Raw genomic sequence first — 26,290 nt, 5'->3', positions numbered from 1 at the left:
ACCGGCGCCGGTGAGGCGGGCGGCGCGCGCCGGGGAGGTGCGGCGCGCGGCCCCCGTGGTGCGTCCCCTCCTACGGTACGGACGGGCCGCTCAGATAGCGGCCGTTCCCGTCGTACGGCCATGCGTTCGACCTGCACCCCTTGAGCCCCTTGATCTGCTGCATCATCGCGGGGGCCGGGCGGCCGGCACCGGGGCAGGTCTCGTGTCCGTGCCCGAGCCAGTGGCCGACCTCGTGATTGATGATCAGGGCGCGGTACTCGGCCGCCGTACCGTCGAAGGTCGGCGAACCGAGCTCCCAGCGCTTCAGGTTGACCACCACCTTCTCGCCGACGCGGCAGTTGACCTCGCCGCCGGTGTCCAGTCCGTACTTTCCGCAGAGCGCGTCCGTGGTGTCCGGGGTGGCGATCTTGATCACCAGTCCGGCGGAGGCGTCGGCCACCTGGTGGAAGGTCGTCTCCCCGCCGTGGGACCAGCCCCGCGGGTCGCCGAGGATCTCCGCTATCCGGTCCGCGGCCTCGTCGGGATCCACGTCCAGGCCGTCCTCCACCTCCACCCGGTAGTGCTTCCCGCCCGAGGCCGGAGAGAGCCCCGCGCGGGCGACCGTGAAGGTGCCCGGTCCCGAGCGGGGAAGGCGCTTCCCCGCCGCCGCGCCGCGTGGGGACGCCGAGGAGGACGGGGGCGGAGTGTCCTCGGCGACCGCGCCCGGTGCGGAGGTGCGGTGCGGGGAGGCGGAGAGGGAGGGCGCCGGCACTCCGTCCGCGACCGCCCCGCCGCTTCCCGGCAGCAGGTCCAGGAGTACGGCGGCGGTCACTGCGGCCGCCACCGCCAGCGCGGCGAGCACCGCGCGGCGCCGGGCACGAGGTCTGCGCCGTGCCCGGCCCCGCCAGGCGCGGGAACCCGGGACGTCCCCCGGCCCGGCCGACCGTGGGGCACGGCCGTACGGGCCGGCGGCACGGCCCGGGGGCCGAGCGGGCCGCGGGCCGTCCTCCCACCCCCCGCCGGGCTCGGGCGTCCTGCCCGGGCGCGGTGCCTGGCCTGCGGGTCGCGGCCCACGGGCAGGGAGGTGCTGTTCAGTCGGCACTGTTCGTTCCACTCTTCCGTACGGGATGCGCGTCGGCGTACGACAGCGGTTCCTGGAACCGGGTGTCGTCCACCGCGCTGATCAGCTGGGGCAGCGTGAGCGGAGCGGGTTCCGCGGCGGGCCTCGGCGTCGCCGCCGACCGCGCAGGCCCCGGCGGCGAGACGGGCGGGGAGACGTCGCTGCTCCTGGCGGAGGGACGAAGGAAGACCTCCCCGCGCGCCGGGAAGCCGGCCGTCCGCCGGTACGCACGGGTGACCGTACCGTCCGCCGGTGACACCGGACCGCAGGTCAGGCGCTCGGCCGCGGTGTTCCGGCAGGGGAGGGCCGCGCGGACCGTGCAGCGTGCGGGGAACACCGCCCGTCCTCGAATCCGTTCCCGCCGCCGCCCGTGACCGTCGCCTCCTCGTCCGCCGCGCATCCGCCCTCCTCCCGCGTCCGGCCCGCCCGGGGGTGCGGCCGGTGCCTGCTCCCACCCCTTACAGAGAGGAAGGAGGCCGAAAAGGTTGAAGGCGAATGCGAACGGATGGAAATGACCGCCGGGGCGCACGGGCCCGGCGCCCCGATGGCGGGAGGCCGTCCGGTCCGGGCGGGTACGGCGGCGGAAGCGCGCCACGCACGGTCCTGCCCGGTCCCCGCCGGGGCGCGACCGGCACAATGGGTGGGTGACCCGAGCATCCCTGGAAAAGCAGCCGCACGAAGTCGCCTCGATGTTCGACGATGTCGCGGCGAACTACGACCTCACCAATGATGTGATCTCCCTCGGGCAGGCCCGGCTCTGGCGCAAGGAGGTCGCCCGGGCCGTGGACGCCCGGCCGGCGCAGAAGATCCTCGACCTGGCCGCCGGTACCGCCACCTCCTCCCAGCCGTTCGCCCGCGCCGGTGCCTACGTGGTGCCCTGCGACTTCTCGCTCGGCATGCTGCGGGTCGGCAAGGAGCGCCACCCGTGGATGCCGTTCACCGCGGGCGACGGCACCAGGCTCCCCTTCAAGGACGAGACCTTCGACGCCGTCACGATCTCCTTCGGACTGCGCAACATCCAGGACACCGACCAGGCGCTGCGCGAGCTGTACCGGGTGACCAAGCCCGGCGGCCGGGTGGTGATCTGCGAGTTCTCGCAGCCGACCTGGGCGCCCTTCCGCCGGGTGTACACCGAGTACCTGATGCGGGCCCTGCCGCCGGTCGCCCGCACGGTGTGCAGCAACCCGGACGCGTACGTCTACCTCGCCGAGTCCATCCGCGCCTGGCCCGACCAGGCCGGTCTCGCGGGCCTGCTGCAGAAGGCCGGCTGGTCGAAGGTCGGCTGGCGCAACCTCACGGGAGGCGTGGTGGCACTGCACCGGGGCGTGCGCGCCTGAGCCCCGGTGATGCCGCGGGGCGTGTGCGCCTGAGAGCCTGCCGGGTGACCTCCGATCGAGCGGCCAAGGCCCGGCACGCCCGCTTCCGGCGCCTTGGCATCGCACGCACCGGACCGCGTCCGCTTCCCGACCCCAGGTCACCCGACAGGCTCTGAGCCCGCCCGTCCGGTGGTGCGGCGGGCCGGCCCTCACAGCTCCAGTCGGAAGCAGCGGGCCTCCTGCCGCGTCACCGGGGTCGTGTACGTCTCCGCGGGCCGCATGCCGAGCCGCCGTGCGACCGCCAGGGAACGCTCGTTGCGCGCGTCGATCATGGCCACGACCTCGGTCACGCCCGCGGCCCGCACCCGCTCCAGGGTGGTCCGCGCGGCGGCGGTGGCGTACCCGCGCCCCCACGCGGCCCGGCCCAGCCGCCAGCCGATCTCGGTCGCGCCCACCGGGCCGAAGGACGTGTGCGGCCAGGGCTGGGCGCCGGTGAAGCCGAGCACCTGCCCGGCGTCGTCGGTCAGCGTCCACAGGCAGTAGCCCAGTTCCGCGTCGTGCCGGCGCTGCCGGGCGGTCAGCTCCTCGTACACCGAGTACTCGGCCGGCCGGCCGCCGTGGAACTCCATCACCTCCGGGTGGCCGAAGACGCGGTGCCAGGCCAGGGTGTCCTCGTCGGTCGGGACACGCAGGTGCACGGAGGGGGCGGCGGGAGGCGCGAGCGACATCGGGGAGCCCTTCGGTGACGGATCAGCAGGCACCCATAGACTGCACGTGACCTGTGCCGCGCGGCACGCGAATTCGAGTCTTCGGGAGATCCGACCGTGACCGAGCCCCTCTCCGAGCACAGCGCGGACGTGATCGTCGTCGGAGCGGGTCCAGCCGGCTCCACGACCGCGTACTACCTCGCCAAGGCCGGACTCGACGTCCTCCTTCTGGAGAAGACGGCCTTCCCCCGGGAGAAGGTCTGCGGTGACGGCCTCACCCCGCGCGCGACCAAGCAGCTCGCGGCCATGGGCATCGACATCTCGGAAGAGGCCGGCTGGCTGCGCAACAAGGGTCTGCGCATCATCGGCGGCGGTGTCCGCCTCCAGCTGGACTGGCCGGATCTCGCCTCGTACCCGGACTACGGTCTGGTCCGCAAGCGCGACGACTTCGACGAGCAACTGGCCCGGCAGGCGCAGAAGGCGGGTGCCCGGCTCCACGAGCGCTGCAACGTCGGTGCCCCGATCACGGACCCCCGCACCGGCCGCATCACCGGCGTCCACGCCAAGCTCGGCGAGGAGAAGACCCCGGTCACCTTCCACGCCCCCCTCGTCGTCGCCGCGGACGGCAACTCCACCCGGCTTTCCCTCGCCATGGGCCTGCACCGCCGTGAGGACCGCCCGATGGGCGTCGCCGTCCGCACGTACTTCACCTCGCCCCGCCACGACGACGACTACCTGGAGTCCTGGCTGGAGCTGTGGGACCGCCGCGGCACCGAGGACCGCCTGCTGCCGGGTTACGGCTGGATCTTCGGCATGGGCGACGGCACGTCCAACGTCGGCCTCGGCATCCTCAACTCCTCGTCCGCCTTCAAGGAGCTCGACTGGCGCGAGGTGCTCAAGGCCTGGTGCGCGTCCATGCCGGAGGACTGGGGTTACACCCCCGAGAACATGACCACGCCGATCCGGGGCGCGGCCCTCCCGATGGCCTTCAACCGCCAGCCGCACTACACCAAGGGCCTGCTGCTCGTCGGTGACGCGGGCGGCCTCGTCAACCCGTTCAACGGCGAGGGCATCGCGTACGCCATGGAGTCCGGACAGCTCGCCGCGGACGTCATCGTCCAGGCCCAGGCCCGCGCGACGCCCGCCCAGCGCGAACTGGCCCTGCACAACTATCCGAAGATCCTCAAGGACACCTACGGCGGCTACTACACGCTGGGCCGCGCCTTCGTGAAGATGATCGGCAACCCGAAGGTCATGAAGATCGCGACCCAGCGCGGTCTTACCCACCCCGTCCTGATGAAGTTCACGCTGAAGATGCTCGCCAACCTCACCGACCCGACGGGCGGCGACGCCATGGACCGCATCATCAACGGACTCTCCAAGGTGGCCCCGAAGGCCTGACCCCGCGGGACGCCGGCCTGCGGTCCCGCGGGCGGCACCCCGCACACGCTGCGATAGGTTGCGGCCATGCGGGCACTGGGGGCATGGAACGCCGACGGATACCGCCGGCTGGGCGCGGCGGGTTCGGCGGCCGCAGCCGTGGGCGGCTGGGCCGTCGGCACACTGCCGGCCCATGACCCGTGGGGCCTGTGGGTACCGCACGGATCCCTGGTGAACGCCGCGGGCTACGCCCTGGCGTACGGCGGCCTGACGCTCCTCGTCGTGGCCTGGTGGCTGTACGGCCGGGCGGGGGCCTCCGTCCGGCACGGCCTCGTCACGCTGGTCTGGTGGGCGGTCCCGTTCGCGCTGGCGCCGCCGCTCTACAGCGCGGACGTGTACAGCTACATCGCCCAGGGGGCGATGGTCCTGGAAGGCCACGACGTGTACAGCGTGGGGCCGTCGGTCCTGGACCCGGCCGGACCCGGCGGGGACGCGGCGGCGAGCGTCGGGGGGCACTGGACCGATACGCCCGCGCCGTACGGGCCTTTCTTCCTCGTCCTCGCCCGGGGCGTGGCGTGGGTGACCGGCGGGACGATCGTCCCCGCCGTGCTGAGCATGCGGATCATCGCGGTGGGCGCCCTGGCCCTCGTCGTGTGGTCCCTGCGGCGGCTCGCCCGGGAGCACGGCCGCAGTGAGAGCGCCGCCCTGTGGCTGGGCGCCCTGAACCCGCTGCTGCTCATGCACGTGGTCGGCGGCATCCACAACGACGGGCTGATGGCCGGCCTGATGCTGGCGGGCGTGGTGCTCGCCCTGCGCGGGAGGTGGATCACCGGCTCCGCACTGATCGGGCTCGCCATGACGGTGAAGTCCCCGGCGGCGGTGGCGCTCCTGTTCGTCGGCGTCGTCGTCGGCAAAGCCGCGGCCGGTCCCGTGGTGCGCCGGGTGGCGAAGGGGCTGCTGGCGCCCGGACTGGTCGCCGTGGCGGTCGCGCTGGGCACGAGCCTGCTCGGCGGGACCGGTCTCGGCTGGCTGGGGACCCAGGGGGTCGCGGGCCGGATCCACACGGCGCTGTCGGTCAGCAGCGACCTCGGCCTGGGGCTCGGGCACCTGCTGCGGCTCCTGGCCGGCACGGACCCGGACCCGGTCAGGTCCGTGGTGCAGAGCCTGGGACTGGCCGTGGCCCTGGTGCTGATCGCCCGGCTGGCGTGGCACTCCGCGACCGGGCGTACGGAACCGGTCCACGCCCTGGGGCTGGCCCTGCTGGCGCTGGTGGCCCTCTCGCCGATGGTGCAGCCGTGGTACCTGCTGTGGGGCACGGTGGTGCTCGCCGCCACGGCGTCCGAGGGACGGGTCAGGAACGTGGTGGCCGTCCTGTCCGCGGCGCTCGTCTACGAGACCCAGCCCTCGGGGTCGACCCCGCCGTACGGCTTCGTGCTCGCGGCCCTGACCTGCGTGGCGGGCGTGCTGTTCCTGCGGCGGGAGCGGGCGGCGGGAGCGGCCCGGACGCCGGAGCCGCACCGGCTTCCCGCGGCCACCGGGGAAACGGGCGCGGAGAACGCCCCCGGCAACGCTGCCACGGCACGCTGACGGACCGTCACTCCCAGGGGGGAGTGACGGCCCGCTGTCGTGCTCAGGCGTTCCGGAGCGTGCGCGTCCGGTGCTTGTGAATCAGAGAACGCGGACCGCGCCCGACGGCGGGTCGTAGTCGAGGGACTTCTGCACCACACCGGTGGAGGAGTTCTGCGCGCCGACGAACTGACCGCCACCCACGTAGATCCCGACGTGGTACGCGCTGCCCGCGCCACCCCAGTACAGGATGTCACCCGGCTGCAGGTTGCTGAGCGAGACCTGGGTGCCGGCGGTCGACTGGCTCTGCGAGACGCGCGGCAGGTCGACACCGACCGTGCGGAACGCGGCCTGGACGAGCCCGGAGCAGTCCCACGAGTTGGGGCCGGTGCCGCCGGAGACGTACGCGTCGCCGACCTGGGCCTGCGCGAACGCGACGACGGACGCGGCGGAGCCCGTGGCGTTCGAGGAGTAGGAGGACGCGGAGGTCGCGGAGGAACCCGACGAGCCGGACGACTTCGAGGAGGCGCTGAGCGTCGTGCGCTCGGCGGTGCGGGAGGCGCGCTCCGCGGCCTCCGCCTTGGCCTTGGCCTTGGCGGCGGCCTCGGCCTTCTTCTCGGCCTCTGCCTTGCGGACCGCCTCGGCCTTGGCCTTCTTGGCGGTCTTGGCGGCGTCGGCCGCCGCGGCGTCCTCGTAGGCCTGCGTCTCGAGGTCGAGAGCGACGGCCTGGGTGGCCTGCGCGGAGGCGGCGACGGTGGTGGAGAGCCCCGCCGTGATGGTGGGCATCTCGATGGTCTGGGTCACCGGCTCGGCCTGAGCCGGACCGGCCGCGCCTGCGACCGCGATGGTGCTGAGGACGCCACCGGCAACTCCTGCCCGCAGCGCCGTCTTCGAGGCGCTCTGGCGGGGCTTCCGGTGGCTGGGTATGTGAGCGGTGTGGGACATGAGTACTAGCGCTATCAGGGCTGTAGGGGTCCCATCAAGAAACGTGTGTTGCGACACAGTTACGTTCGGAATCTGTGAATCCGCTTGTCCCGCGCCCTTATTGACGCCCTAACGGGCAAAACGGGCGCACTGGATCACGCGCGTGATCACGGGTTTTCTGCAATACGCCCGAATTGCCCGCCACCTACCATCTGTTCACACGGTTGGCCAAGCCCGCTTTTATCGGAGGATACGTGAAGTGACGCAGGTCACCAGGCGAGTCCGCCGCGGGAGGCAACCGTGCGGCCGGGTGCGAGGTGGGCCCCCGGAGGCCCCGGCTTCTTGTCACCCTGTGACCTATTGGTAAGTCATGTCCCTTTTGGTTGGAGGGTGTCGAGGGTTCCGCGGCTCGTCGGCCTGACCCGCCCCCGGCGGGGAGGCCTTCCGGCCCCGCCGGGGGGCCCGGCCGGCGTCGCCGGCCCTTCCTGCGGCCGCCCGCGACCGCCGCCGCCTCGCGGTGTTCCGGCGCCCGGTCCGCCGTCGACGCGCCGGCCGGGTCCCGGATCGGTGTCCGGGCCGGCGTATCGGCCCGGCCCGGGGCGATACGCCACCGAGGCGGTGCGGGCGCCCCCGGCGCGCGGCGCCGTCCGTCCCCGCACCGCGGCCCCTGTGCACAGCGTCGTCGACCGTGTCCGGGGAGTTGGTGAACGGGCGCGCGTTGCCGCCGTCCACCTCTGTCCGGACACCCCCTCTTCCGGGTGGGTGTGAACGGGGAGCCTTTCCTATATCACGTCCATGGAGTCCATCGCCAATTTGCATGTAGGCGCCTACTATTGATAGTGCCCGCACGGCTTTGACCAGCAACAACACCGCCAAATGTCACGTCTCGTAACTGCTCGGCCGCTTCGCGTACGTAGATCACCGCTCAACCGCCTTCATGATCGTTCGTCGGGTGGTGGAGATCACAAACTCGGTGACGTACCCCGTGTCGCAGATCACAGGACGGCAGGCATAGGATGCGGGGCAGTCGGGCTTGTGAACTGCCTCACATATGCACGATCTTGGTGAGGTGGCGAGCCGGTCGCCCGATGCGGTCCAACGGTCAAGGACGACTGGAAGGAGCGAGGAGCGTGAATGCCTACGCGCCCATCCTCGTGCTCGGCGCCCTCGGGGCAGGGTTTGCGATCTTCTCCGTGGTCATGGCCACGCTTATCGGCCCCAAGCGGTACAACCGGGCAAAGCTCGAAGCGTACGAGTGCGGTATCGAACCCACCCCCACTCCAGCCGGAGGCGGCCGTTTCCCCATCAAGTACTACCTGACGGCGATGCTGTTCATCGTCTTCGACATCGAGATCGTCTTCCTCTATCCCTGGGCGGTCACCTTCGACGCCCTGGGGATCTTCGGGCTCGTGGAGATGCTGCTCTTCGTGCTCACCGTCTTCGTCGCCTACGCGTATGTGTGGCGTCGGGGCGGCCTGGAATGGGACTGAGGGGCTGAGGGGCACACCATGGGACTCGAAGAGAAGCTGCCGAGCGGCTTCGTGCTGACCACCGTCGAACAGGCCGCCGGCTGGGTACGGAAGTCCTCCGTCTTCCCGGCCACCTTCGGCCTCGCCTGCTGCGCCATCGAGATGATGACGACAGGGGCGGGCCGTTACGACCTGGCCCGCTTCGGCATGGAGGTCTTCCGCGGTTCACCGCGGCAGGCGGACCTGATGATCGTCGCGGGGCGGGTCAGCCAGAAGATGGCGCCCGTCCTGAGGCAGGTCTACGACCAGATGCCCAGCCCCAAGTGGGTCATTTCCATGGGGGTTTGCGCGTCATCGGGCGGAATGTTCAACAATTACGCCATTGTGCAGGGTGTTGATCATATTGTGCCCGTCGACATCTATCTGCCGGGATGCCCGCCGCGTCCCGAGATGCTGATCGACGCCATCCTCAAGCTCCACCAGAAGATCCAGGGCTCCAAGCTCGGGGTCAACGCGGAGGAGGCGGCCCGGGAGGCGGAGGAGGCGGCCCTCAACGCACTGCCCCTGATCGAGATGAAGGGGCTGCTGCGATGAGCGACGGACCGAACACGAACAGCGGTCAGGTACCCGCCCCCCGCGACGACTCCGGTGAGGTCATCGGCGTCCGCACGGGCATGTTCGGCGCGAACAACGGCGGCGACACCTCGGGCTACGGCGGCCTCGTCCGCACCGTGACCCTGCCCGGTGCCGCGTCCCGCCCGTACGGCGGCTGGTTCGACGAGGTGGCGGACGAACTGGAGGGAGCCCTGGAAGAACAGGGGCTGCTCCCCGGGAACGCCATCGAGAAGACCGTCGTCGACCGCGGCGAACTCACCTTCCACATCGCCCGCGAGCACCTCCTCCAGGTCGCCCGCACCCTGCGCGACGACCCCGCCCTGCGCTTCGAGCTCTGTACGGGCGTCAGCGGTGTCCACTACCTCGGGGACAAGGGCCGCGAACTGCACGCGGTCTACCACCTGCGGTCGCTCACCCACGGGCGGCTGATCCGCATCGAGGTGTCCGCCCCGGACAGCGACCCGCACGTCCCGTCCCTCGTCGCGGTCTACCCGACCAACGACTGGCACGAGCGCGAGACCTACGACTTCTTCGGGCTGATCTTCGACGGGCACCCCGCCCTGACCCGGATCATGATGCCGGACGACTGGCAGGGCTTCCCGCAGCGCAAGGACTACCCCCTCGGCGGCATCGCCGTCGAGTACAAGGGCGCCCAGATCCCGGCTCCGGACCAGCGGAGGTCGTACAGCTGATGACCACTCCACACGCAACACCCCGTGCCACGACCGAGGGCACCGTATACACAGTCACCGGCGGGGACTGGGACGAGGTCGTCGAGTCCGCGGTCACCTCCGACGACGAGCGCATCATCGTCAACATGGGCCCGCAGCACCCGTCCACGCACGGCGTGCTCCGGCTCATCCTGGAGATCGACGGCGAGACCGTCACGGAGGCCCGCTGCGGGATCGGCTACCTCCACACCGGCATCGAGAAGAACCTCGAATTCCGGAACTGGACCCAGGGCACCACCTTCGTGACGCGCATGGACTACCTGACCCCGTTCTTCAACGAGGCCGCGTACTGCCTCGGGGTCGAGAAGCTCCTCGGGATCGAGGAGCAGATCCCCGACCGGGCCACCGTCCTGCGGGTGCTCCTCATGGAGCTCAACCGGCTCTCCTCGCACCTCGTGTGCGTCGCCACCGGCGGTATGGAACTCGGCGCCACCACGATCATGATCTACGGCTTCCGCGATCGTGAGCTCGTCCTCGACCTCTTCGAGCTGATCACCGGCCTCCGGATGAACCACGCGTTCATCCGGCCCGGCGGACTCGCCCAGGACCTGCCCCCCGGTGCGGTCGACCGGATCCGCGAGTTCGTGAAGACCATGAAGAAGAACCTGCCGGAGTACGACAAGCTGGCGACCGGCAACCCCATCTTCAAGGCCCGCATGCAGGACGTGGGCTACCTCGACCTGGCCGGCTGCATGGCGCTCGGCGCCACCGGCCCGATCCTCCGGTCCGCCGGCCTGCCGCACGACCTGCGCAAGACCGACCCGTACTGCGGCTACGAGAACTACGAGTTCGACGTGCCCACCGCCGACTCCAGCGACGCCTACGGCCGCTTCCTCATCCGCCTGGAGGAGATGCGCCAGTCGCTCAGGATCATCGAGCAGTGCCTGGACCGGCTGGAGCCCGGCCCGGTCATGGTCGGCGACAAGAAGATCGCCTGGCCCGCGCAGCTCGCGCTGGGACCCGACGGCCTCGGCAACTCGCTCGACCACATCAGGAAGATCATGGGTACCTCCATGGAGGCCCTGATCCACCACTTCAAGCTGGTGACCGAGGGCTTCCGGGTGCCGGCCGGTCAGACGTACACGGCCATCGAGTCCCCCAAGGGCGAACTCGGCGTGCACGTGGTCTCCGACGGGGGCACGCGCCCCTTCCGGGTCCACTTCCGCGACCCGTCCTTCACCAATCTCCAGGCCATGGCGGCGATGTGCGAGGGCGGCCAGGTCGCCGACGTCATCGTCGCCGTCGCGTCCATCGACCCCGTGATGGGAGGCGTCGACCGGTGACCGCAGCCAACCGAGAAGTCAGCCTGGGGATGCCGCAGCTCCCCGCCCCCGCCTACCCGGCCGAGGTGCGCGCCCGGCTCGAGGCCGACGCGAAGGAGGTGATCGCCCGCTACCCCGGCAGCCGCTCCGCGCTGCTGCCCCTGCTCCATCTGGTGCAGTCCGAGGAGGGATACGTCTCCCGGACGGGCATGGCGTTCTGCGCCGAACTCCTCGGCCTCACCACCGCCGAGGTCACCGCGGTCGCCACCTTCTACACGATGTACCGGCGCCGGCCGAGCGGCGACTACCAGGTCGGGGTCTGCACCAACACCCTGTGCGCGGTCATGGGCGGCGACGCCATCTTCGACCGGCTCAAGGAGCACCTGGGCGTCGGCAACGACGAGACGACCGCCGACGGCAAGGTCACCCTCGAACACATCGAGTGCAACGCGGCCTGCGACTTCGCGCCCGTCGTGATGGTGAACTGGGAGTTCTTCGACAACCAGACGCCCGAGAGCGCGACACGGCTCGTCGACGACCTGATCGCCGGACGGACCGTCGAACCCACCCGCGGCGCCCCTCTGTGCACGTACAAGGAGACGGCCCGCATCCTGGCCGGCTTCCCCGACACGCGCCCCGGCGCCGTCGAGGCGAGCGGCGGGGCGGGCCCCGCCTCCCTGGCCGGGCTGAAGCTCGCCAAGGGCGAGGGCGCGTCGCAGGCACGGGTGGTCGGCCCGCGGGGCGAGGCGCCCCGGGACACACCGCCGCACGAACCGTCCCCGTCCGAGCACCTGAGCTCGCACGACGCACCGCAGCACACCTCGGCCTCCGATCCGGAGCACCCGGCCGGGCCCGCAGCCGAGGAGGGGGAGTGATGACCTTGGCAGCCGAGATCGGCCAGGACGGGACCAGCCCGGAGAAGCTCCTGGCTCCCGTACTGTCCGCCTTCTGGGACGAGCCGGAGTCCTGGACCCTGGACACCTACCTCCGCCACGACGGGTACGAGGGACTGCGCAAGGCCCTCGCGATGGCGCCCGACGACCTCATCGCCTACGTCAAGGAATCCGGTCTGCGCGGACGCGGAGGCGCAGGCTTCCCCACCGGGATGAAGTGGCAGTTCATCCCGCAGGGCGACGGCAAGCCGCACTACCTCGTCGTCAACGCCGACGAGTCGGAGCCCGGGACCTGCAAGGACATCCCGCTCCTCTTCGCCAACCCGCACAGTCTCATCGAGGGCATCGTGATCGCCTGCTACGCGATCCGCTCCTCGCACGCCTTCATCTACCTGCGCGGCGAAGTCGTCCCCGTCCTGCGGCGGCTGCACGAGGCCGTGCGTGAGGCCTACGAGGCGGGTTACCTGGGGACCGACATCCTGGGGTCCGGGCTCGACCTCGAACTCACGGTGCACGCGGGTGCCGGTGCGTACATCTGCGGGGAGGAGACCGCGCTGCTCGACTCGCTCGAAGGACGGCGCGGCCAGCCGAGACTGCGGCCCCCCTTCCCCGCCGTCGCCGGTCTGTACGCCTGCCCCACCGTGGTGAACAACGTCGAGTCCATCGCCTCGGTTCCCGCGATCCTGCACAAGGGCAAGGAGTGGTTCACGTCGATGGGCAGCGAGAAGTCTCCCGGCTTCACGCTGTACTCGCTGAGCGGCCACGTCGCCGGACCCGGCCAGTACGAGGCACCGCTCGGCATCACCCTGCGCCAGCTGCTCGACATGAGCGGCGGCATGCGGCCCGGGCACCGTCTGAAGTTCTGGACCCCCGGGGGCTCCTCCACCCCGATGTTCACCGACGAGCACCTCGACGTCCCCCTCGACTACGAGGGCGTGGGCGCCGCCGGCTCCATGCTCGGCACCAAGGCCCTGCAGTGCTTCGACGAGACCACCTGTGTGGTGCGGGCCGTCACCCGCTGGACCGAGTTCTACGCCCACGAGTCCTGCGGAAAGTGCACACCCTGCCGTGAGGGGACCTACTGGCTCGTCCAGCTCCTGCGCGACATCGAGGCCGGCAAGGGGCAGATGTCCGACCTCGACAAGCTCAACGACATCGCCGACAACATCAACGGCAAGTCCTTCTGCGCCCTGGGCGACGGTGCCGCCGCGCCGATCTTCTCCTCGCTGACGTACTTCCGCGAGGAGTACGAGCAGCACATCACCGGCCAGGGCTGCCCCTTCGATCCCGCCAAGTCGACCGTCTGGGCCGACGACAAGAACGCTCACCGGGGGGTGAACGCATGACAGTCACCACGAGTGCGCCCTCCGGGGGCGGCGAGGCGGCCATCCCGCCCGAGGACCTGGTCACGCTCACGATCGACGGCATCGAGATCAGCGTGCCCAAGGGCACCCTGGTCATCCGGGCCGCCGAACTCCTCGGCATCGAGATCCCGCGCTTCTGCGACCACCCGCTCCTCGACCCGGCCGGCGCCTGCCGGCAGTGCATCGTCGAGGTGGAGGGCCAGCGCAAGCCGATGGCGTCCTGCACCATCACGTGCACCGACGGCATGGTCGTGAAGTCGCAGATCACCTCGCCCGTCGCGGAGAAGGCGCAGAAGGGGGTGATGGAGCTCCTGCTCATCAACCACCCGCTGGACTGCCCGGTCTGCGACAAGGGCGGCGAGTGCCCCCTGCAGAACCAGGCCATGTCGCACGGCGGCGCCGACTCCCGCTTCGACGGGAAGAAGCGCACCTTCGAGAAGCCCGTCCCGATCTCCCCCCAGGTGCTGCTGGACCGCGAGCGCTGCGTGCTCTGCGCGCGGTGCACCCGGTTCTCCAACCAGGTGGCGGGCGACCCGATGATCGAGCTCATCGAGCGCGGCGCCCTCCAGCAGGTCGGCACCGGGCAGGGCGACCCCTTCGAGTCGTACTTCTCCGGCAACACCATCCAGATCTGCCCCGTCGGCGCGCTCACCTCGGCCGCGTACCGGTTCCGCTCCCGGCCCTTCGACCTCGTGTCGACGCCGTCCGTGTGCGAGCACTGCGCGGGCGGCTGCGCCACCCGTACCGACCACCGGCGCGGCAAGGTCATGCGGCGGCTCGCCCTCAACGACCCGGAGGTCAACGAGGAGTGGCTCTGCGACAAGGGCCGCTTCGGCTTCCGCTACGCCCAGCAGCGCGACCGGCTCACCACCCCGCTCGTCCGCAACGCGGAGGGCGTCCTGGAGGCGGCGAGCTGGCCCGAGGCACTGGCGGCCGCGGCGGCCGGTCTCTCGGCGGCCCGCGGCAGGGCCGGTGTGCTCACCGGCGGCCGGCTGACCGTCGAGGACGCCTACGCGTACAGCAAGTTCGCGCGGATCGCCCTCGACACCAACGACATCGACTTCCGGGCCCGCGTGCACAGCGGTGAGGAAGCCGACTTCCTGGCGGCCCGGGTGGCCGGGCGCGGACGGGACCTGGACGGCAGCGGAGTCACCTACACCTCGCTGGAGAAGGCCCCGGCGGTGCTGCTGGCCGGCTTCGAGTCGGAGGAGGAGGCCCCCGGCGTCTTCCTGCGGCTGCGCAAGGCCCACCGCAAGCACGCGCAGCGGACCTTCGCCCTCGCCTCGTACGCCACCCGCGGCCTGGAGAAGGCGGGCGGCACCCTGCTCCCCGCCGCACCCGGTACCGAGACGGAGTGGCTGGACGCGCTCGCGGGCGGTGTCGGACTGGAGGGCGACGGAGCCGTCGCCGCTCAGGCGCTGCGCGGCGAGGGCGCCGTGATCGTGGTGGGCGAGCGACTCGCCGGGGTGCCCGGCGCGCTGACCGCCGTCGTACGCACCGCCGCGGCGACCGGCGCCGCGCTGGTGTGGATCCCGCGGCGGGCCGGCGAACGCGGCGCGGTGGAGGCGGGCGCACTCCCGTCGCTGCTGCCGGGCGGCCGGCCGGCGACCGATCCGCGGGCCAGGCAGGAGGTGGCCTCCGTCTGGGGCGTCGCCCAGCTCCCGACCCGCTTCGGACGGGACACCGGCCAGATCCTGGAGGCCGCCGCCACCGGCGAACTGGCCGCACTCCTGGTCGCCGGCGTCGACCCCGAGGACCTGCCCGATCCGGCACGGGCCCTGGAGGCGCTGGACGAGGTCGGGTTCCTGGTCTCGCTGGAACTGCGGCCGGGCCTGGTCACCGAGCGCGCCGACGTGGTCCTTCCCGTCGCCGCCGTCGCCGAGAAGCCCGGCACCTTCCTCAACTGGGAGGGCCGCTCCCGCATGTTCGAGGCCGCGCTGAAGCCCGAGCAGCTTCCCCGTACGCTCTGCCCGACCGACGCGCGGGTCCTGCACATGCTGGCCGACGCGCTGGACGTGCACCTCGCACTCCCCGACCTGAGGGCGGCCCGCCGCGAGCTCGACCGCCTCGGCGGCCGACCGGGGCCGTACGCCGACGGCCCGCACGCCACCTCCCGCCCGGTGCCCCGGCCCGGCGACGGGGAGGCGGTCCTCGCGGGTCACCGGATGCTGCTCGACCGGGGCAGGCTGCAGGAGGGCGACGAGGCGCTGGCCGCCACCCGGCACGCGGCCGTCGCCCGGCTCTCCGCCGCCACCGCGGCCGAGGCGGGGGTGAAGGACGGCGATCTGCTCGCCGTCACCGGCCCCGCCGGCACCACCGAACTCCCGCTCGAAGTGACCGACATGCCGGACCGGGTGGTCTGGGTGCCCCTCAACTCCGTCGGCCGGGGCGTTCCCGCCGACACCGGCGCCCAGCCCGGCCGTCCGGTGCGGATCGGTCCCGCCGCACCCGGCTCCCACGTCGTGACATCGGAGGTAGGAGAGTGACCGGCCTCGCCCAACTCGCCGCGGCGCCCCGAGGCACCGTCCTGGCCGCCGAGGACCTCTCGATGTTCGGGACGGACCCGTGGTGGCTCGTCGCCCTCAAGGCGGTGTTCTGCTTCGCGTTCCTGATGGTGACCGTGCTCTTCTCCATCGTGTGGGAGCGCAAGGTCGTCGCCTGGATGCAGCTGCGCATCGGCCCCAACCGGCACGGCCCCTGGGGCATGCTCCAGTCGCTCGCCGACGGCGTCAAACTGATGCTCAAGGAGGACGTCGTCGTCAGGCGGGCCGACAAGGTCGTCTACGTCCTGGCCCCGATCGTGGCCGCCGCACCCGCCTTCATGGCGATCGCGGTGATCCCCTTCGGCCCGGCCGGCAACGAGGTGTCGATCTTCGGCCAGCGTACGACGATGCAGCTGACCGACCTGCCGATCGCGATGCTGTACATCCTCGCGGTCGCCTCCGTCGGCATCTACGGCATCGTGCTGGCGGGCTGGTCCTCCGGCTCGACGTACCCGCTGCTGGGCGGTCTGCGCTCCTGCGCCCAGATGATCAGCTACGAGATCGCGATGGGCGCCGCGTTCGCCTCGGTGTTCCTCTACTCCGGGTCGATGTCGACCTCCGAGATCGTCGCCGCGCAGCAGGACCGCTGGTTCATCATCCTGCTCCCGGTCTCCTTCATCATCTACGTCGTCACGATGGTCGGCGAGACCAACCGTGCCCCGTTCGACATGCCGGAGTCCGAGGGCGACCTGGTCGGCGGGTTCAACACCGAGTACTCGTCCATCAAGTTCGCGATGTTCATGCTCGCCGAGTACGTCAACATGGTCACCGTCTCCGCGGTCTCCGTGACCCTCTTCCTGGGCGGCTGGCGGGCACCGTACCCGGTCAGCACCTTCTGGGAGGGCGCGAACCACGGCTGGTGGCCGATGCTCTGGTTCGTCGTCAAGGTGCAGTTGCTCCTCTTCTTCTTCATCTGGCTGCGCGGCACACTGCCCCGGGTCCGCTACGACCAGCTGATGAAGCTCGGCTGGAAGGTGCTCATCCCGGTCTCCGTGGTCTGGCTGATGCTGGTCGCCACGGTCAGGGCGCTGCGCAACGAGGGGTACGACTTCTCGAGGATCCTGCTGTACGTCGCGGGGGCCGTCATCGCCGTGCTGCTCATCTCGTTCGTCGCCGACTTCTTCCGCGACCGCCGGAACAGGTCCGGCGAGGAGCCGGCCGGCCCGGAACCGGAGTTCGACCCGATGGCGGGCGGATTCCCGGTGCCGCCGCTGCCCGGCCAGACCCTGCCGCCGGTGCCGCGCCGCACGCCGCGACGCGAGCGCGAGCTCGTCGCCAGTGGCGGGCCGGACACTCAGAGTGACGACTCCGCGGTCAACGGAAAGGAGGCTGACGGTGTCTGAGTCATCGGAGCCCTCAGGGGACAGGTTCATGAATCCGGTCGCCGGCTTCGGCGTGACCTTCAAGGCCATGTTCAGGAAGCGGCTGACCGAGCAGTACCCGGAGACACAGAAGGTGACGGCACCGCGCTTCCACGGCCGTCACCAGCTCAACCGCCATCCGGACGGCCTGGAGAAGTGCGTCGGGTGCGAGCTCTGCGCCTGGGCGTGTCCCGCGGACGCGATCTACGTGGAGGGCGCGGACAACACCGACGAGGAGCGGTACTCCCCGGGTGAGCGCTACGGCCGCGTCTACCAGATCAACTACGCACGCTGCATCCTGTGCGGGCTCTGCATCGAGGCGTGCCCCACCCGCGCGCTGACCATGACGAACGAGTTCGAGCTCGCCAACACCACCCGCGAGAGCCTCATCTACACCAAGGACGAGCTGCTCGCCGGGCTCGAGGAAGGCATGGTGGACAGCCCGCACGCGATCTACCCCGGCATGGACGAACAGGACTACTACCGGGGCCTGGTCACGGAGGCCGCGCCGGGTACGGAGCGCCAGCGGGCCGTCTCCGAGGAAGAGGCGGACAAGGAGGTCGACGCATGAGCGCCTCCCTGGCCGCCGCGGCCTCCGCCACCTCGACCGGCGAGGCCGTGCAGTTCTGGCTGCTCGGCACCGTCGCCGTGATCGGCGCGCTCTCCACGGTCCTCATGAGGAAAGCGGTGCACAGCGCCCTGTCGCTCGCCGGCACCATGATCGTGCTGGCGGTCTTCTACCTCGCCAACGGCGCCTACTTCCTGGGCATCGTCCAGATCGTCGTCTACACCGGCGCGATCATGATGCTGTTCCTCTTCGTCGTCATGCTCGTCGGTGTCACGGCGGCGGACTCCCTCAAGGAGACCCTCAAGGGCCAGCGCTGGCTGGCCGCCGCCTGCGGACTCGGCTTCGGCATCCTCCTGATCGCCGGCATCGGGCAGGCCTCACTGCGGAGCTTCAACGGCCTCGGCGCGGCGAACGCCCGGCACGGCGGAAACGTCGAGGGCCTCGCCAACCTCATCTTCACCAAGTACGTCTTCGCGTTCGAGATCACCGGCGCCCTGCTCATCACGGCGACCGTCGGCGCGATGCTGCTCACCCACCGGGAACGCACGGAAAGGGCGAAGACCCAGCGGGAGATGTCGAAGGAGCGGGTCCGCAGCAGCCACCTGCCGCCGCTGCCCGCCCCCGGCGTCTACGCACGGCACAACGCCGTGGACATCGCGGGCCTGCTCCCGGACGGCACCGCCTCCGAGCTCACCGTCATGCAGACACTGCGCCGGCGCGGCCAGATCCGCGACGTGTCGGACGAATCGCTCGCCGACCTCAGGGCGCTGGAACAGCGCTCCCAGGAGCGGCTGGGCCGTGACCACGAAGAAGAGGAGGAGGTCGCCAAGTGAATCCGGTCAACTACCTCTACCTCGCGGCCCTTTTGTTCACGATCGGCGCCTCCGGTGTGCTGATCAGGCGAAACGCGATCGTGGTGTTCATGTGCATCGAGCTGATGCTCAACGCCTGCAACCTCGCGTTCGTCGCGTTCTCCCGGATGCACGGCAACCTCGACGGCCAGATCATCGCGTTCTTCACGATGGTCGTCGCCGCCGCGGAGGTCGTCGTCGGGCTCGCGATCATCGTGTCGCTGTTCCGCTCACGCCACTCGGCCTCGGTCGACGACGCCAGCCTGATGAAGCTGTAAGGGGTCGCAGTCGTGGAAAACCTGATCGCGCTGCTGATCGCGGCGCCCCTCCTCGGAGCCGCGGTCCTCCTGTGCGGCGGCCGGCGCCTCGACCGGACCGGCCACTGGATCGGCACCCTGCTCGCCGGCGCGTCCTTCGTCGTCGGCGTCGTGCTGTTCACCGACATGCTGGGCAGGGGCGCCGAGGACCGCACCCTGCACCAGAGGCTGTTCAGCTGGATCCCCGTCGAGGGCTTCCAGGCGGACGTGGCCTTCCAGCTCGACCAGTTGTCGATGACGTTCGTCCTGCTGATCACCGGCGTGGGCACGCTCATCCACATCTACTCGATCGGCTACATGGAGCACGACGAGCGGCGCCGCCGCTTCTTCGGCTACCTGAACCTCTTCCTCGCGGCGATGCTCCTCCTGGTCATCGCCGACAACTACCTCCTGCTGTACGTCGGGTGGGAGGGCGTCGGTCTGGCGTCGTACCTGCTCATCGGCTTCTGGCAGCACAAGCCCAGCGCGGCCACCGCCGCCAAGAAGGCCTTCCTGGTCAACCGGGTCGGCGACATGGGCCTGTCCATCGCGATCATGCTGATGTTCACCACGTTCGGCACCTTCGCCTTCGGCCCGGTGCTCGGGTCGACCGGGGAGACGAGCGAGGGCAAGCTCACGGCGATCGGCCTGATGCTGCTCCTGGCCGCCTGCGGCAAGTCGGCCCAGGTGCCGCTGCAGTCCTGGCTCGGCGACGCGATGGAGGGCCCGACGCCCGTCTCGGCCCTCATCCACGCCGCCACCATGGTGACCGCGGGCGTCTACCTCATCGTCCGCTCCGGCGCGATCTTCGACGGCGCGCCGGACGCGCAGCTGGCCGTGGTGGTCGTCGGCGCCGTCACGCTGCTCTTCGGTGCGATCGTCGGTTGTGCCAAGGACGACATCAAGAAGGCCCTCGCGGGCTCGACGATGTCGCAGATCGGCTACATGATCCTGGCCGCGGGCCTCGGCCCCGTCGGATACGTCTTCGCGATCATGCACCTGGTGACGCACGGCTTCTTCAAGGCCGGTCTCTTCCTCGGCGCCGGTTCGGTCATGCACGGCATGAACGACGAGGTCGACATGCGGAAGTACGGCGGTCTGCGGAAGTACATGCCGGTCACCTTCGTGACGTTCGGCCTCGGCTACCTCGCGATCATCGGCTTCCCCGGCCTGTCCGGCTTCTTCTCCAAGGACAAGATCATCGAGGCCGCGTTCGCCAAGGGCGGTACCGAGGGCTGGATCCTCGGCTCGGTCGCCCTCCTGGGCGCCGCGATCACCGCCTTCTACATGACGCGCGTGATGCTGCTGACCTTCTTCGGCGAGGAGCGCTGGCGCCACGCGGCGACACCGTCACCGGCCGAGCCGGACGTGGAGCCCGCCGCCGAGACGGGCGGCGATCACAGCGAGCCGCACCCCCACGAGTCACCCCGGTCGATGACGGTGCCGATGATCGTGCTCGCCTTCGGGTCGGTCTTCGCGGGCGGCTTCTTCTCCATCGGCGACCGGTTCCTGCACTGGCTGGAGCCCGTCACCGGACACGACCACGGCCACGCCCCCGTCAGCGCGACCACCGTCACCGCCGCCACCATGGTGGTGCTCGTCGTCGGCGTCGCCATCGCCTGGGCCATGTACGGGCGCAGGCCCGTACCCGCCGTCGCCCCGCGCGGTTCGCTGCTCACCAGGGCGGCCCGCCGGGACCTGCTCCAGGACGACTTCAACCACGTGGTCCTGGTCCGCGGCGGCGAACACCTCACCCGCTCCCTGGTCTACGTCGACCACACCCTGGTCGACGGTGTCGTCAACGGCACGGCCGCTTCCATGGGCGGGCTGTCCGGCCGGCTGCGCACCCTGCAGAACGGCTACGCCCGCTCCTACGCGGTCTCGATGTTCGGCGGTGCGGTGGTCCTCATCGCCGCCACCCTGCTGATGAGGGCGGTCTGATCCCATGTCGTTTCCCCTCCTGACAGCGACGGCGGTACTCCCGGCGGTCGGCGCGATCGCCACCGCCGCCGTCCCGGCCGCACGGCGCGCCGCGGCCAAGTGGCTCGCACTGGCCCTCTCGCTGGCCACGCTCGTCCTGGCCGGCATCGTGTTCGCCCGCTTCGAACCCGGCGGCGACCGCTACCAGCTGACCGAGTCGCACGCCTGGATCAAGGACTTCGGCGTCCGGTACGAACTGGGCGTCGACGGCATCGGGGTGGCGCTCCTCGCGCTCACCGCGCTGCTGATCCCCTTCGTCATCCTGGCCGGCTGGCACGACGCCGACCCTGCCCCCGGCGCGCGGCTCGATTCGAGCGGGGGAGGTCCCGAGAAGACCTCCCCGTACCACTGGCGTCCCACCCAGGGCTTCTTCGCCCTGATCCTCATGGTGGAAGCGATGGTGATCCTCTCCTTCGTGGCCACCGACGTCTTCCTCTTCTACATCCTCTTCGAAGCCATGCTCATCCCGATGTACTTCCTCATCGGCGGCTTCGGGGACCGTGCGCACGCCGGCAGCGACGAGAACGCGGCGGCGCAGCGCAGCTACGCGGCCGTGAAGTTCCTCCTCTACAACCTGGCCGGCGGCCTCATCATGCTGGCCGCCGTCATCGGTCTCTACGTCGTCGCGGGGAGCTTCTCGCTCTCCGAGATCGCCGCCGCACGCGCCGACGGCTCACTGGACATGGGGACCGGCACCGAGCGCTGGCTGTTCCTCGGGTTCTTCTTCGCCTTCGCGGTGAAGGCCCCGCTGTGGCCGCTGCACACCTGGCTGCCCAACGCCATGGGAGAGGCGACCACCCCGGTGGCCGTCCTGATCACGGCGGTCGTCGACAAGGTCGGCACCTTCGCGATGCTCCGCTTCTGCCTCCAGCTGTTCCCCGAGGCCAGCAAGTGGGCGACGCCGGTGATCCTCGTGCTGGCCCTGATCTCCATCGTCTACGGGGCGCTGCTCGCCGTCGGTCAGCGTGACATCAAGCGGCTCATCGCCTACGCGTCGATCTCGCACTTCGGCTTCATCGTGCTCGGCATCTTCGCGATGACGAGTCAGGGCCAGTCCGGGGCCACGCTCTACATGGTCAACCACGGGATCTCGACGGCGGCGCTGATGCTGGTCGCCGGATTCCTGATCACCCGGCGGGGCTCGCGGCTCATCGCCGACTACGGCGGGGTGCAGAAGGTGGCGCCCGTGCTGGCGGGAACCTTCCTCGTCGGAGGTCTGGCCACGCTCTCGCTGCCCGGACTCGCCCCGTTCGTCAGCGAGTTCCTCGTCCTGGTGGGCACCTTCAGCGCCTACCCGGCGGCGGGCGTCATCGCCACCGTGGGCATCGTCCTCGCCGCCCTCTACGTCCTGGTCCTCTACCAGCGGACGATGACGGGGCCGGTCAGGCAGGAGGTCGGGGGAATGCCCGACCTCAGGGTCCGTGAGCTGGCGGTGGCCCTGCCGCTGATCGCCCTGCTGATCTTCCTGGGCGTCTTCCCGAAGCCCCTCACCGAGGTCGTGAACCCGGCGGTGCAGCACACCATGCACGACGTACAGAAGAAGGACCCCCAGCCCGAGGTGGAGGCCGCCAAGTGAGCGCAACAGCTGTCCACAGCCTGTGGACGACGGCGGGCGGGGTGACCTCGGCCGCTCCGGGCGACAGGTTCACCGCGCCCACCATCGAGTACGCCCAACTGGCCCCCGTCCTGATCGTGGTGGGCGTCGCCGTCCTCGGCGTCCTGGTGGAGGCCTTCGTACCGCGCCGGGCCCGGTACACCACCCAGGTGTTCCTGACGGTGGTCGCCCTGGCCGCCGCGTTCGCCGCCGTGGTGGGCCTCGCCGCCGACGGGTACGCCACGAAGAACGCGCACATCGCCGCGATGGGCGCCGTGGCGGTCGACGGACCGGCCCTGTTCCTGCAGGGCACCGTCCTGCTCGTCTCGATGGTCGCGGTCTTCACGTTCGCCGAGCGGCGCCTGGACCCGGCCTCGCACGGGAACCGCGTGGACTCCTTCGCCGCCCAGGCGGGGTCGGTCCCCGGCAGCGACAGCGAGAAGGCGGCGGTCAGGGCCGGCTTCACCACCACCGAGGTCTTCCCGCTGGTCCTCTTCTCCGTGGCGGGCATGCTCGTCTTCCCCGCCGCCAACGACCTGCTGACCCTCTTCGTCGCCCTGGAGGTCTTCTCCCTCCCGCTCTACCTCCTCTGCGCCATCGCCCGCCGCAAGCGGCTGATGTCACAGGAGTCCGCGGTGAAGTACTTCCTGCTCGGCTCGTTCTCCTCGGCGTTCCTCCTCTTCGGGATCGCGCTGCTCTACGGCTACGCGGGCACCGTCTCGTACGCGGGTATCGCCGACGTGGTCGACGGCACCGTCCAGCAGATCGACCCGGCACTGGCCGACACCATGGGCAACGACGCGCTCCTGCTGATCGGCGGGGCGATGATCCTCATGGGCCTCCTGTTCAAGGTCGGCGCGGTCCCGTTCCACATGTGGACCCCGGACGTCTACCAGGGCGCTCCCACCCCGGTCACCGGTTTCATGGCCGCGGCGACCAAGGTCGCCGCCTTCGGGGCCCTGCTCCGCCTGCTCTACGTGGTGCTGCCCGGCCTCACCTGGGACCTGCGCCCCGTCATGTACGGGGTCGCGGTCGTCACGATGCTGGGCGGCGCGGTCGTCGCGATCACCCAGACCGACATCAAGCGGCTGCTGGCGTACTCCTCGATCGCACACGCGGGCTTCATCCTCGCCGGTGTGATCGCGGCCAGCCCCGACGGCGTCTCGTCGGTCCTCTTCTACCTCGGCGTCTACTCCTTCGTGACCGTCGGCGCCTTCGCCGTCGTCACCCTGGTGCGCGACGCGGGCGGGGAGGCGACGCACCTGTCGAAGTGGGCCGGGCTGGGCCGACGCTCCCCGCTGACCGCCGCGGTCTTCGCGGTCTTCCTGCTGTCCTTCGCCGGTATCCCGCTCACCTCGGGCTTCTCCGGCAAGTTCGCCGTCTTCAAGGCGGCGGCCGACGGCGGCGCGGCCGGCCTCGTCGTGGTCGGTGTGATCTCCTCGGCCATCGCCGCGTTCTTCTACATCCGGGTCATCGTCCTGATGTTCTTCAGCGAGCCCAGGGCGGACGGTCCCACGGTCGCCGTCCCGTCCCCGCTCACGATGACCACGATCGCGGTCGGCGTCGCCGTCACCCTCGTCCTGGGCCTCGCCCCCCAGTACTTCCTGGATCTCGCGGGCCAGGCGGGTGTCTTCGTGCGGTAGCGCCGACCGCGGGACGCAGCGCCGCACACGCGCCGGACGGGCCCGGGAAGCCGGGCCCGTCCGGCGCTGTCGTAGGCGGCGCCTATGGTTGCTGTGGACGGGTGGGGAACGGGTGCGGGACGGAACGGAACGGGCGGAACGATGAGTGCGACGACCGGGAGCGCTGCGCAGCAGATCCTGCACCGAGTGTTCGGGTACGAGGCGTTCCGCGGCGAGCAGGGCGCGGTCATCGACCATGTGACCGCCGGAGGAGACGCCGTCGTCCTCATGCCCACCGGCGGCGGCAAGTCGCTCTGCTACCAGATCCCCGCCCTGGCCAGGCCCGGTACGGGCGTGGTGGTCTCCCCCCTGATCGCCCTCATGCAGGACCAGGTGGACGCCCTGCGGGCGCTCGGGGTCCGCGCCGGCTTCATGAACAGCACGCAGGACTTCGACGAGCGCCGCTCGATGGAGGCCCAGTTCCTGGCAGGCGAGCTCGACCTGCTGTACCTCGCCCCGGAGCGCCTGCGGCTGGACTCCACCCTCGCCCTGCTGGCGCGGGGTGAGATCTCCGTCTTCGCCATCGACGAGGCCCACTGCGTCGCCCAGTGGGGTCACGACTTCCGGCCCGACTACCTGGCCCTGTCCGTTCTGGGCGAGCGCTGGCCGGACGTCCCGCGCATCGCGCTCACGGCCACGGCCACCGAGGCCACGCACCAGGAGATCACCCGGCGCCTCGGCATGCCCGACGCCCGGCATTTCGTCGCCGGCTTCGACCGGCCCAACATCCAGTACCGCGTCGTACCGAAATCCGACCCGAAGAAGCAGCTGCTGACCTTCCTCCAGGAGGAGCACGCCGGGGACGCGGGCATCGTCTACTGCCTCTCGCGCAACTCGACGGAGAAGACCGCCGAGTACCTCTGCCGGCACGGCATCGAGGCCGTGCCCTACCACGCGGGTCTCGATGCCGGGACGCGCGCCGCCCACCAGTCGCGCTTCCTCCGCGAGGAGGGCCTGGTCGTCGTCGCGACCATCGCCTTCGGCATGGGCATCGACAAGCCCGACGTCCGCTTCGTCGCCCACCTCGACCTCCCCAAGTCCGTCGAGGGCTACTACCAGGAGACGGGCCGCGCGGGCCGCGACGGCGCGCCCTCCACGGCGTGGATGGCCTACGGCCTCCAGGACGTCGTCCAGCAGCGCAAACTGATCCAGGGCGGCGAGGGGGACGAGGCCTTCCGGCGTCGGGCCGCCTCGCACCTGGACTCGATGCTGGCGCTCTGCGAGACGGTGCGATGCCGCCGCGGCCAGCTCCTGCGGTACTTCGGCCAGGAGCCCGGCGCCGAGAGCTGCGGCAACTGCGACACCTGCCTGACCCCGCCGGAGACCTGGGACGGCACGGTGGTCGCCCAAAAGCTGCTGTCCACCGTCGTCCGGCTGAAGCGGGAGCGGAACCAGAAGTTCGGCGCGGGACAGGTCATCGACATCCTGCTGGGCCGCAAGACCGCGAAGACCATCCAGTTCGACCACGATCAGCTCTCGGTCTTCGGCATCGGCGAGGAGCTGTCCGAGGCCGAGTGGCGGGGTGTGGTGCGCCAGCTGCTCGCCCAGGGGCTGCTCGCCGTCGAGGGCGAGTACGGCACGCTGGTGCTCACCGAGGAGAGCGGCTCCGTCCTCGGGAGGGAGCGCGAGGTGCTGCTCCGCAAGGAGCCGAAGAAGCCGACGACCCGCTCGTCGGGCCGTGGCGAGCGCAAGGCCAGGTCCGCCACCGCGGCGGCCGACCTTCCGGCGGAGGCCGTCCCCGTCTTCGAGGCGCTGCGGTCCTGGCGGGCCGCCCAGGCCAAGGAGCTGGGCCTCCCGGCCTACGTGATCTTCCACGACGCGACGCTGCGGGAGATCGCCGCGCTGCGGCCCGGTTCACTGGCGGAGCTCGGCGGGGTCAGCGGACTCGGCGAGAAGAAGCTGGCGACGTACGGCGAGGGAGTGCTGGAGGTGCTGGCGGCGGAGCGGGCGGACACGGCACCCGCCGCGGCGCCCGAGGCTGCGGTCGCACCGGTGCCGGCCGCCCGGACCGCGGTCCCGGAGGAGGACCCGGAGTTCGGCTGGGACGAGGAGCCGCCCGCGTACGAGTGAGCCGGGCGGCCGGAGGCTC

22 protein-coding genes are annotated in these 26,290 nt (G+C 70.8%); 18 read left to right on the top strand and 4 right to left on the bottom strand.

Annotated features, from left to right (window positions below; translation table 11 throughout):
* Positions 1-70: 70 nt before the first annotated feature.
* Both BA175_RS11860 and BA175_RS11855 read right to left on the bottom strand, forming a co-directional pair.
* Complete coding sequence (locus BA175_RS11860; protein WP_079159505.1) at positions 71-1,081, bottom strand: DUF3152 domain-containing protein; 1,011 nt, start codon at positions 1,079-1,081, stop codon at positions 71-73.
* Positions 1,071-1,436 (bottom strand): hypothetical protein, encoded by a 366-nt coding sequence (locus BA175_RS11855; protein ID WP_069171253.1) that lies wholly within the window; start codon positions 1,434-1,436, stop codon positions 1,071-1,073. Before BA175_RS11855 ends, BA175_RS11860 begins: the two co-directional genes overlap by 11 nt.
* Before the next feature lie 307 nt (positions 1,437-1,743).
* Here BA175_RS11855 and BA175_RS11850 point away from each other — a divergent pair, with 307 nt between their 5' ends.
* Positions 1,744-2,436, top strand: a complete 693-nt coding sequence (locus BA175_RS11850) for a demethylmenaquinone methyltransferase (protein ID WP_069171252.1) — start codon at positions 1,744-1,746, stop codon at positions 2,434-2,436.
* A 188-nt stretch (positions 2,437-2,624) separates the two neighbouring features.
* Here BA175_RS11850 and BA175_RS11845 read toward each other — a convergent pair whose 3' ends face one another.
* Positions 2,625-3,143 carry a GNAT family N-acetyltransferase gene (locus BA175_RS11845; RefSeq protein ID WP_069171251.1) on the bottom strand — a complete coding sequence of 173 codons (519 nt, stop codon included), beginning with the start codon at positions 3,141-3,143 and terminating at the stop codon, positions 2,625-2,627.
* A 96-nt stretch (positions 3,144-3,239) separates the two neighbouring features.
* Between BA175_RS11845 and BA175_RS11840 the strand changes: the two genes are divergently transcribed.
* Together BA175_RS11840 and mptB are read left to right on the top strand one after the other, a co-directional pair.
* On the top strand, positions 3,240-4,523 hold the full coding sequence (locus BA175_RS11840; protein ID WP_069171250.1) for a geranylgeranyl reductase family protein: 1,284 nt from the start codon (positions 3,240-3,242) through the stop codon (positions 4,521-4,523).
* Positions 4,524-4,589: 66 nt separating this feature from the next.
* Positions 4,590-6,089: a polyprenol phosphomannose-dependent alpha 1,6 mannosyltransferase MptB gene (gene mptB / locus BA175_RS11835; protein WP_079159504.1), complete on the top strand. Its 1,500-nt coding sequence runs from the start codon at positions 4,590-4,592 to the stop codon at positions 6,087-6,089.
* A gap of 81 nt (positions 6,090-6,170) precedes the next feature.
* Here the strand turns inward: mptB and BA175_RS11830 are convergent, their stop codons facing one another.
* Positions 6,171-7,013, bottom strand: coding sequence for a C40 family peptidase (locus tag BA175_RS11830; RefSeq protein ID WP_069171249.1), 843 nt, complete (start codon positions 7,011-7,013; stop codon positions 6,171-6,173).
* A 1,109-nt stretch (positions 7,014-8,122) separates the two neighbouring features.
* Here BA175_RS11830 and BA175_RS11825 point away from each other — a divergent pair.
* The 15 genes from BA175_RS11825 to recQ all read left to right on the top strand — a co-directional run bounded on the left by BA175_RS11825 (position 8,123) and on the right by recQ (position 26,271).
* The gene (locus BA175_RS11825) at positions 8,123-8,482 is read left to right on the top strand and encodes an NADH-quinone oxidoreductase subunit A (protein ID WP_003992243.1); all 360 of its coding nucleotides are present in this window, start codon (positions 8,123-8,125) and stop codon (positions 8,480-8,482) included.
* Between the two features lie 18 nt (positions 8,483-8,500).
* Entirely contained in the window at positions 8,501-9,055 is a 555-nt protein-coding gene (locus tag BA175_RS11820) for a NuoB/complex I 20 kDa subunit family protein (protein ID WP_069171248.1), read from the top strand.
* A complete protein-coding gene (locus tag BA175_RS11815) occupies positions 9,052-9,768 on the top strand; it encodes an NADH-quinone oxidoreductase subunit C (protein ID WP_069171247.1) in 717 nt (238 codons plus the stop codon). The genes BA175_RS11820 and BA175_RS11815 overlap by 4 nt, the downstream gene beginning before the upstream one ends.
* The gene (locus BA175_RS11810; RefSeq protein WP_069171246.1) at positions 9,768-11,090 is read left to right on the top strand and encodes an NADH-quinone oxidoreductase subunit D; all 1,323 of its coding nucleotides are present in this window, start codon (positions 9,768-9,770) and stop codon (positions 11,088-11,090) included. Before BA175_RS11815 ends, BA175_RS11810 begins: the two co-directional genes overlap by 1 nt.
* Before the next feature lie 29 nt (positions 11,091-11,119).
* Positions 11,120-11,944: an NADH-quinone oxidoreductase subunit NuoE gene (nuoE, locus tag BA175_RS11805; RefSeq protein WP_069171245.1), complete on the top strand. Its 825-nt coding sequence runs from the start codon at positions 11,120-11,122 to the stop codon at positions 11,942-11,944.
* The gene (gene nuoF / locus BA175_RS11800) at positions 11,941-13,308 is read left to right on the top strand and encodes an NADH-quinone oxidoreductase subunit NuoF (RefSeq protein WP_175420804.1); all 1,368 of its coding nucleotides are present in this window, start codon (positions 11,941-11,943) and stop codon (positions 13,306-13,308) included. The genes nuoE and nuoF overlap by 4 nt, the downstream gene beginning before the upstream one ends.
* Complete coding sequence (locus BA175_RS11795) at positions 13,305-15,812, top strand: NADH-quinone oxidoreductase subunit G (protein WP_069171243.1); 2,508 nt, start codon at positions 13,305-13,307, stop codon at positions 15,810-15,812. Before nuoF ends, BA175_RS11795 begins: the two co-directional genes overlap by 4 nt.
* On the top strand, positions 15,809-17,212 hold the full coding sequence (gene nuoH, locus BA175_RS11790) for an NADH-quinone oxidoreductase subunit NuoH (protein WP_069171242.1): 1,404 nt from the start codon (positions 15,809-15,811) through the stop codon (positions 17,210-17,212). The genes BA175_RS11795 and nuoH overlap by 4 nt, the downstream gene beginning before the upstream one ends.
* Positions 17,205-17,801, top strand: coding sequence for an NADH-quinone oxidoreductase subunit NuoI (nuoI, locus tag BA175_RS11785; protein ID WP_069171241.1), 597 nt, complete (start codon positions 17,205-17,207; stop codon positions 17,799-17,801). Before nuoH ends, nuoI begins: the two co-directional genes overlap by 8 nt.
* Entirely contained in the window at positions 17,798-18,631 is an 834-nt protein-coding gene (locus BA175_RS11780) for an NADH-quinone oxidoreductase subunit J (RefSeq protein ID WP_069171240.1), read from the top strand. The genes nuoI and BA175_RS11780 overlap by 4 nt, the downstream gene beginning before the upstream one ends.
* On the top strand, positions 18,628-18,927 hold the full coding sequence (gene nuoK, locus BA175_RS11775) for an NADH-quinone oxidoreductase subunit NuoK (protein WP_069171239.1): 300 nt from the start codon (positions 18,628-18,630) through the stop codon (positions 18,925-18,927). The genes BA175_RS11780 and nuoK overlap by 4 nt, the downstream gene beginning before the upstream one ends.
* 12 nt (positions 18,928-18,939) lie before the next feature.
* Positions 18,940-20,886: an NADH-quinone oxidoreductase subunit L gene (nuoL, locus tag BA175_RS11770; protein WP_069171238.1), complete on the top strand. Its 1,947-nt coding sequence runs from the start codon at positions 18,940-18,942 to the stop codon at positions 20,884-20,886.
* Between the two features lie 4 nt (positions 20,887-20,890).
* A complete protein-coding gene (locus BA175_RS11765) occupies positions 20,891-22,501 on the top strand; it encodes an NADH-quinone oxidoreductase subunit M (RefSeq protein ID WP_069171237.1) in 1,611 nt (536 codons plus the stop codon).
* On the top strand, positions 22,498-24,162 hold the full coding sequence (gene nuoN, locus BA175_RS11760; RefSeq protein WP_175420803.1) for an NADH-quinone oxidoreductase subunit NuoN: 1,665 nt from the start codon (positions 22,498-22,500) through the stop codon (positions 24,160-24,162). The genes BA175_RS11765 and nuoN overlap by 4 nt, the downstream gene beginning before the upstream one ends.
* Before the next feature lie 141 nt (positions 24,163-24,303).
* On the top strand, positions 24,304-26,271 hold the full coding sequence (gene recQ, locus BA175_RS11755; RefSeq protein ID WP_069171235.1) for a DNA helicase RecQ: 1,968 nt from the start codon (positions 24,304-24,306) through the stop codon (positions 26,269-26,271).
* The last annotated feature ends 19 nt before the right edge of the window (positions 26,272-26,290 follow it).

This window comes from Streptomyces griseus, from assembly GCF_001715295.1.
Taxonomy (GTDB): domain Bacteria; phylum Actinomycetota; class Actinomycetes; order Streptomycetales; family Streptomycetaceae; genus Streptomyces; species Streptomyces griseus_G.
The sequence above is the reverse complement of the archived record's forward strand: the minus strand, read 5'-3'. Positions and strand labels throughout refer to the sequence as shown.

Coding starts and splice junctions, on each gene's coding strand:
- BA175_RS11830 (WP_069171249.1), bottom strand. CDS start 7,013: ATGTCCCACACCGCTCACATACCCAGCCACCGGAAGCCCCGCCAGAGC.
- BA175_RS11780 (WP_069171240.1), top strand. CDS start 17,798: ATGAGCGCCTCCCTGGCCGCCGCGGCCTCCGCCACCTCGACCGGCGAG.
- nuoE (WP_069171245.1), top strand. CDS start 11,120: ATGCCGCAGCTCCCCGCCCCCGCCTACCCGGCCGAGGTGCGCGCCCGG.
- BA175_RS11815 (WP_069171247.1), top strand. CDS start 9,052: ATGAGCGACGGACCGAACACGAACAGCGGTCAGGTACCCGCCCCCCGC.
- BA175_RS11765 (WP_069171237.1), top strand. CDS start 20,891: ATGTCGTTTCCCCTCCTGACAGCGACGGCGGTACTCCCGGCGGTCGGC.
- BA175_RS11810 (WP_069171246.1), top strand. CDS start 9,768: ATGACCACTCCACACGCAACACCCCGTGCCACGACCGAGGGCACCGTA.
- BA175_RS11820 (WP_069171248.1), top strand. CDS start 8,501: ATGGGACTCGAAGAGAAGCTGCCGAGCGGCTTCGTGCTGACCACCGTC.
- mptB (WP_079159504.1), top strand. CDS start 4,590: ATGCGGGCACTGGGGGCATGGAACGCCGACGGATACCGCCGGCTGGGC.
- BA175_RS11795 (WP_069171243.1), top strand. CDS start 13,305: ATGACAGTCACCACGAGTGCGCCCTCCGGGGGCGGCGAGGCGGCCATC.
- BA175_RS11845 (WP_069171251.1), bottom strand. CDS start 3,143: ATGTCGCTCGCGCCTCCCGCCGCCCCCTCCGTGCACCTGCGTGTCCCG.
- recQ (WP_069171235.1), top strand. CDS start 24,304: ATGAGTGCGACGACCGGGAGCGCTGCGCAGCAGATCCTGCACCGAGTG.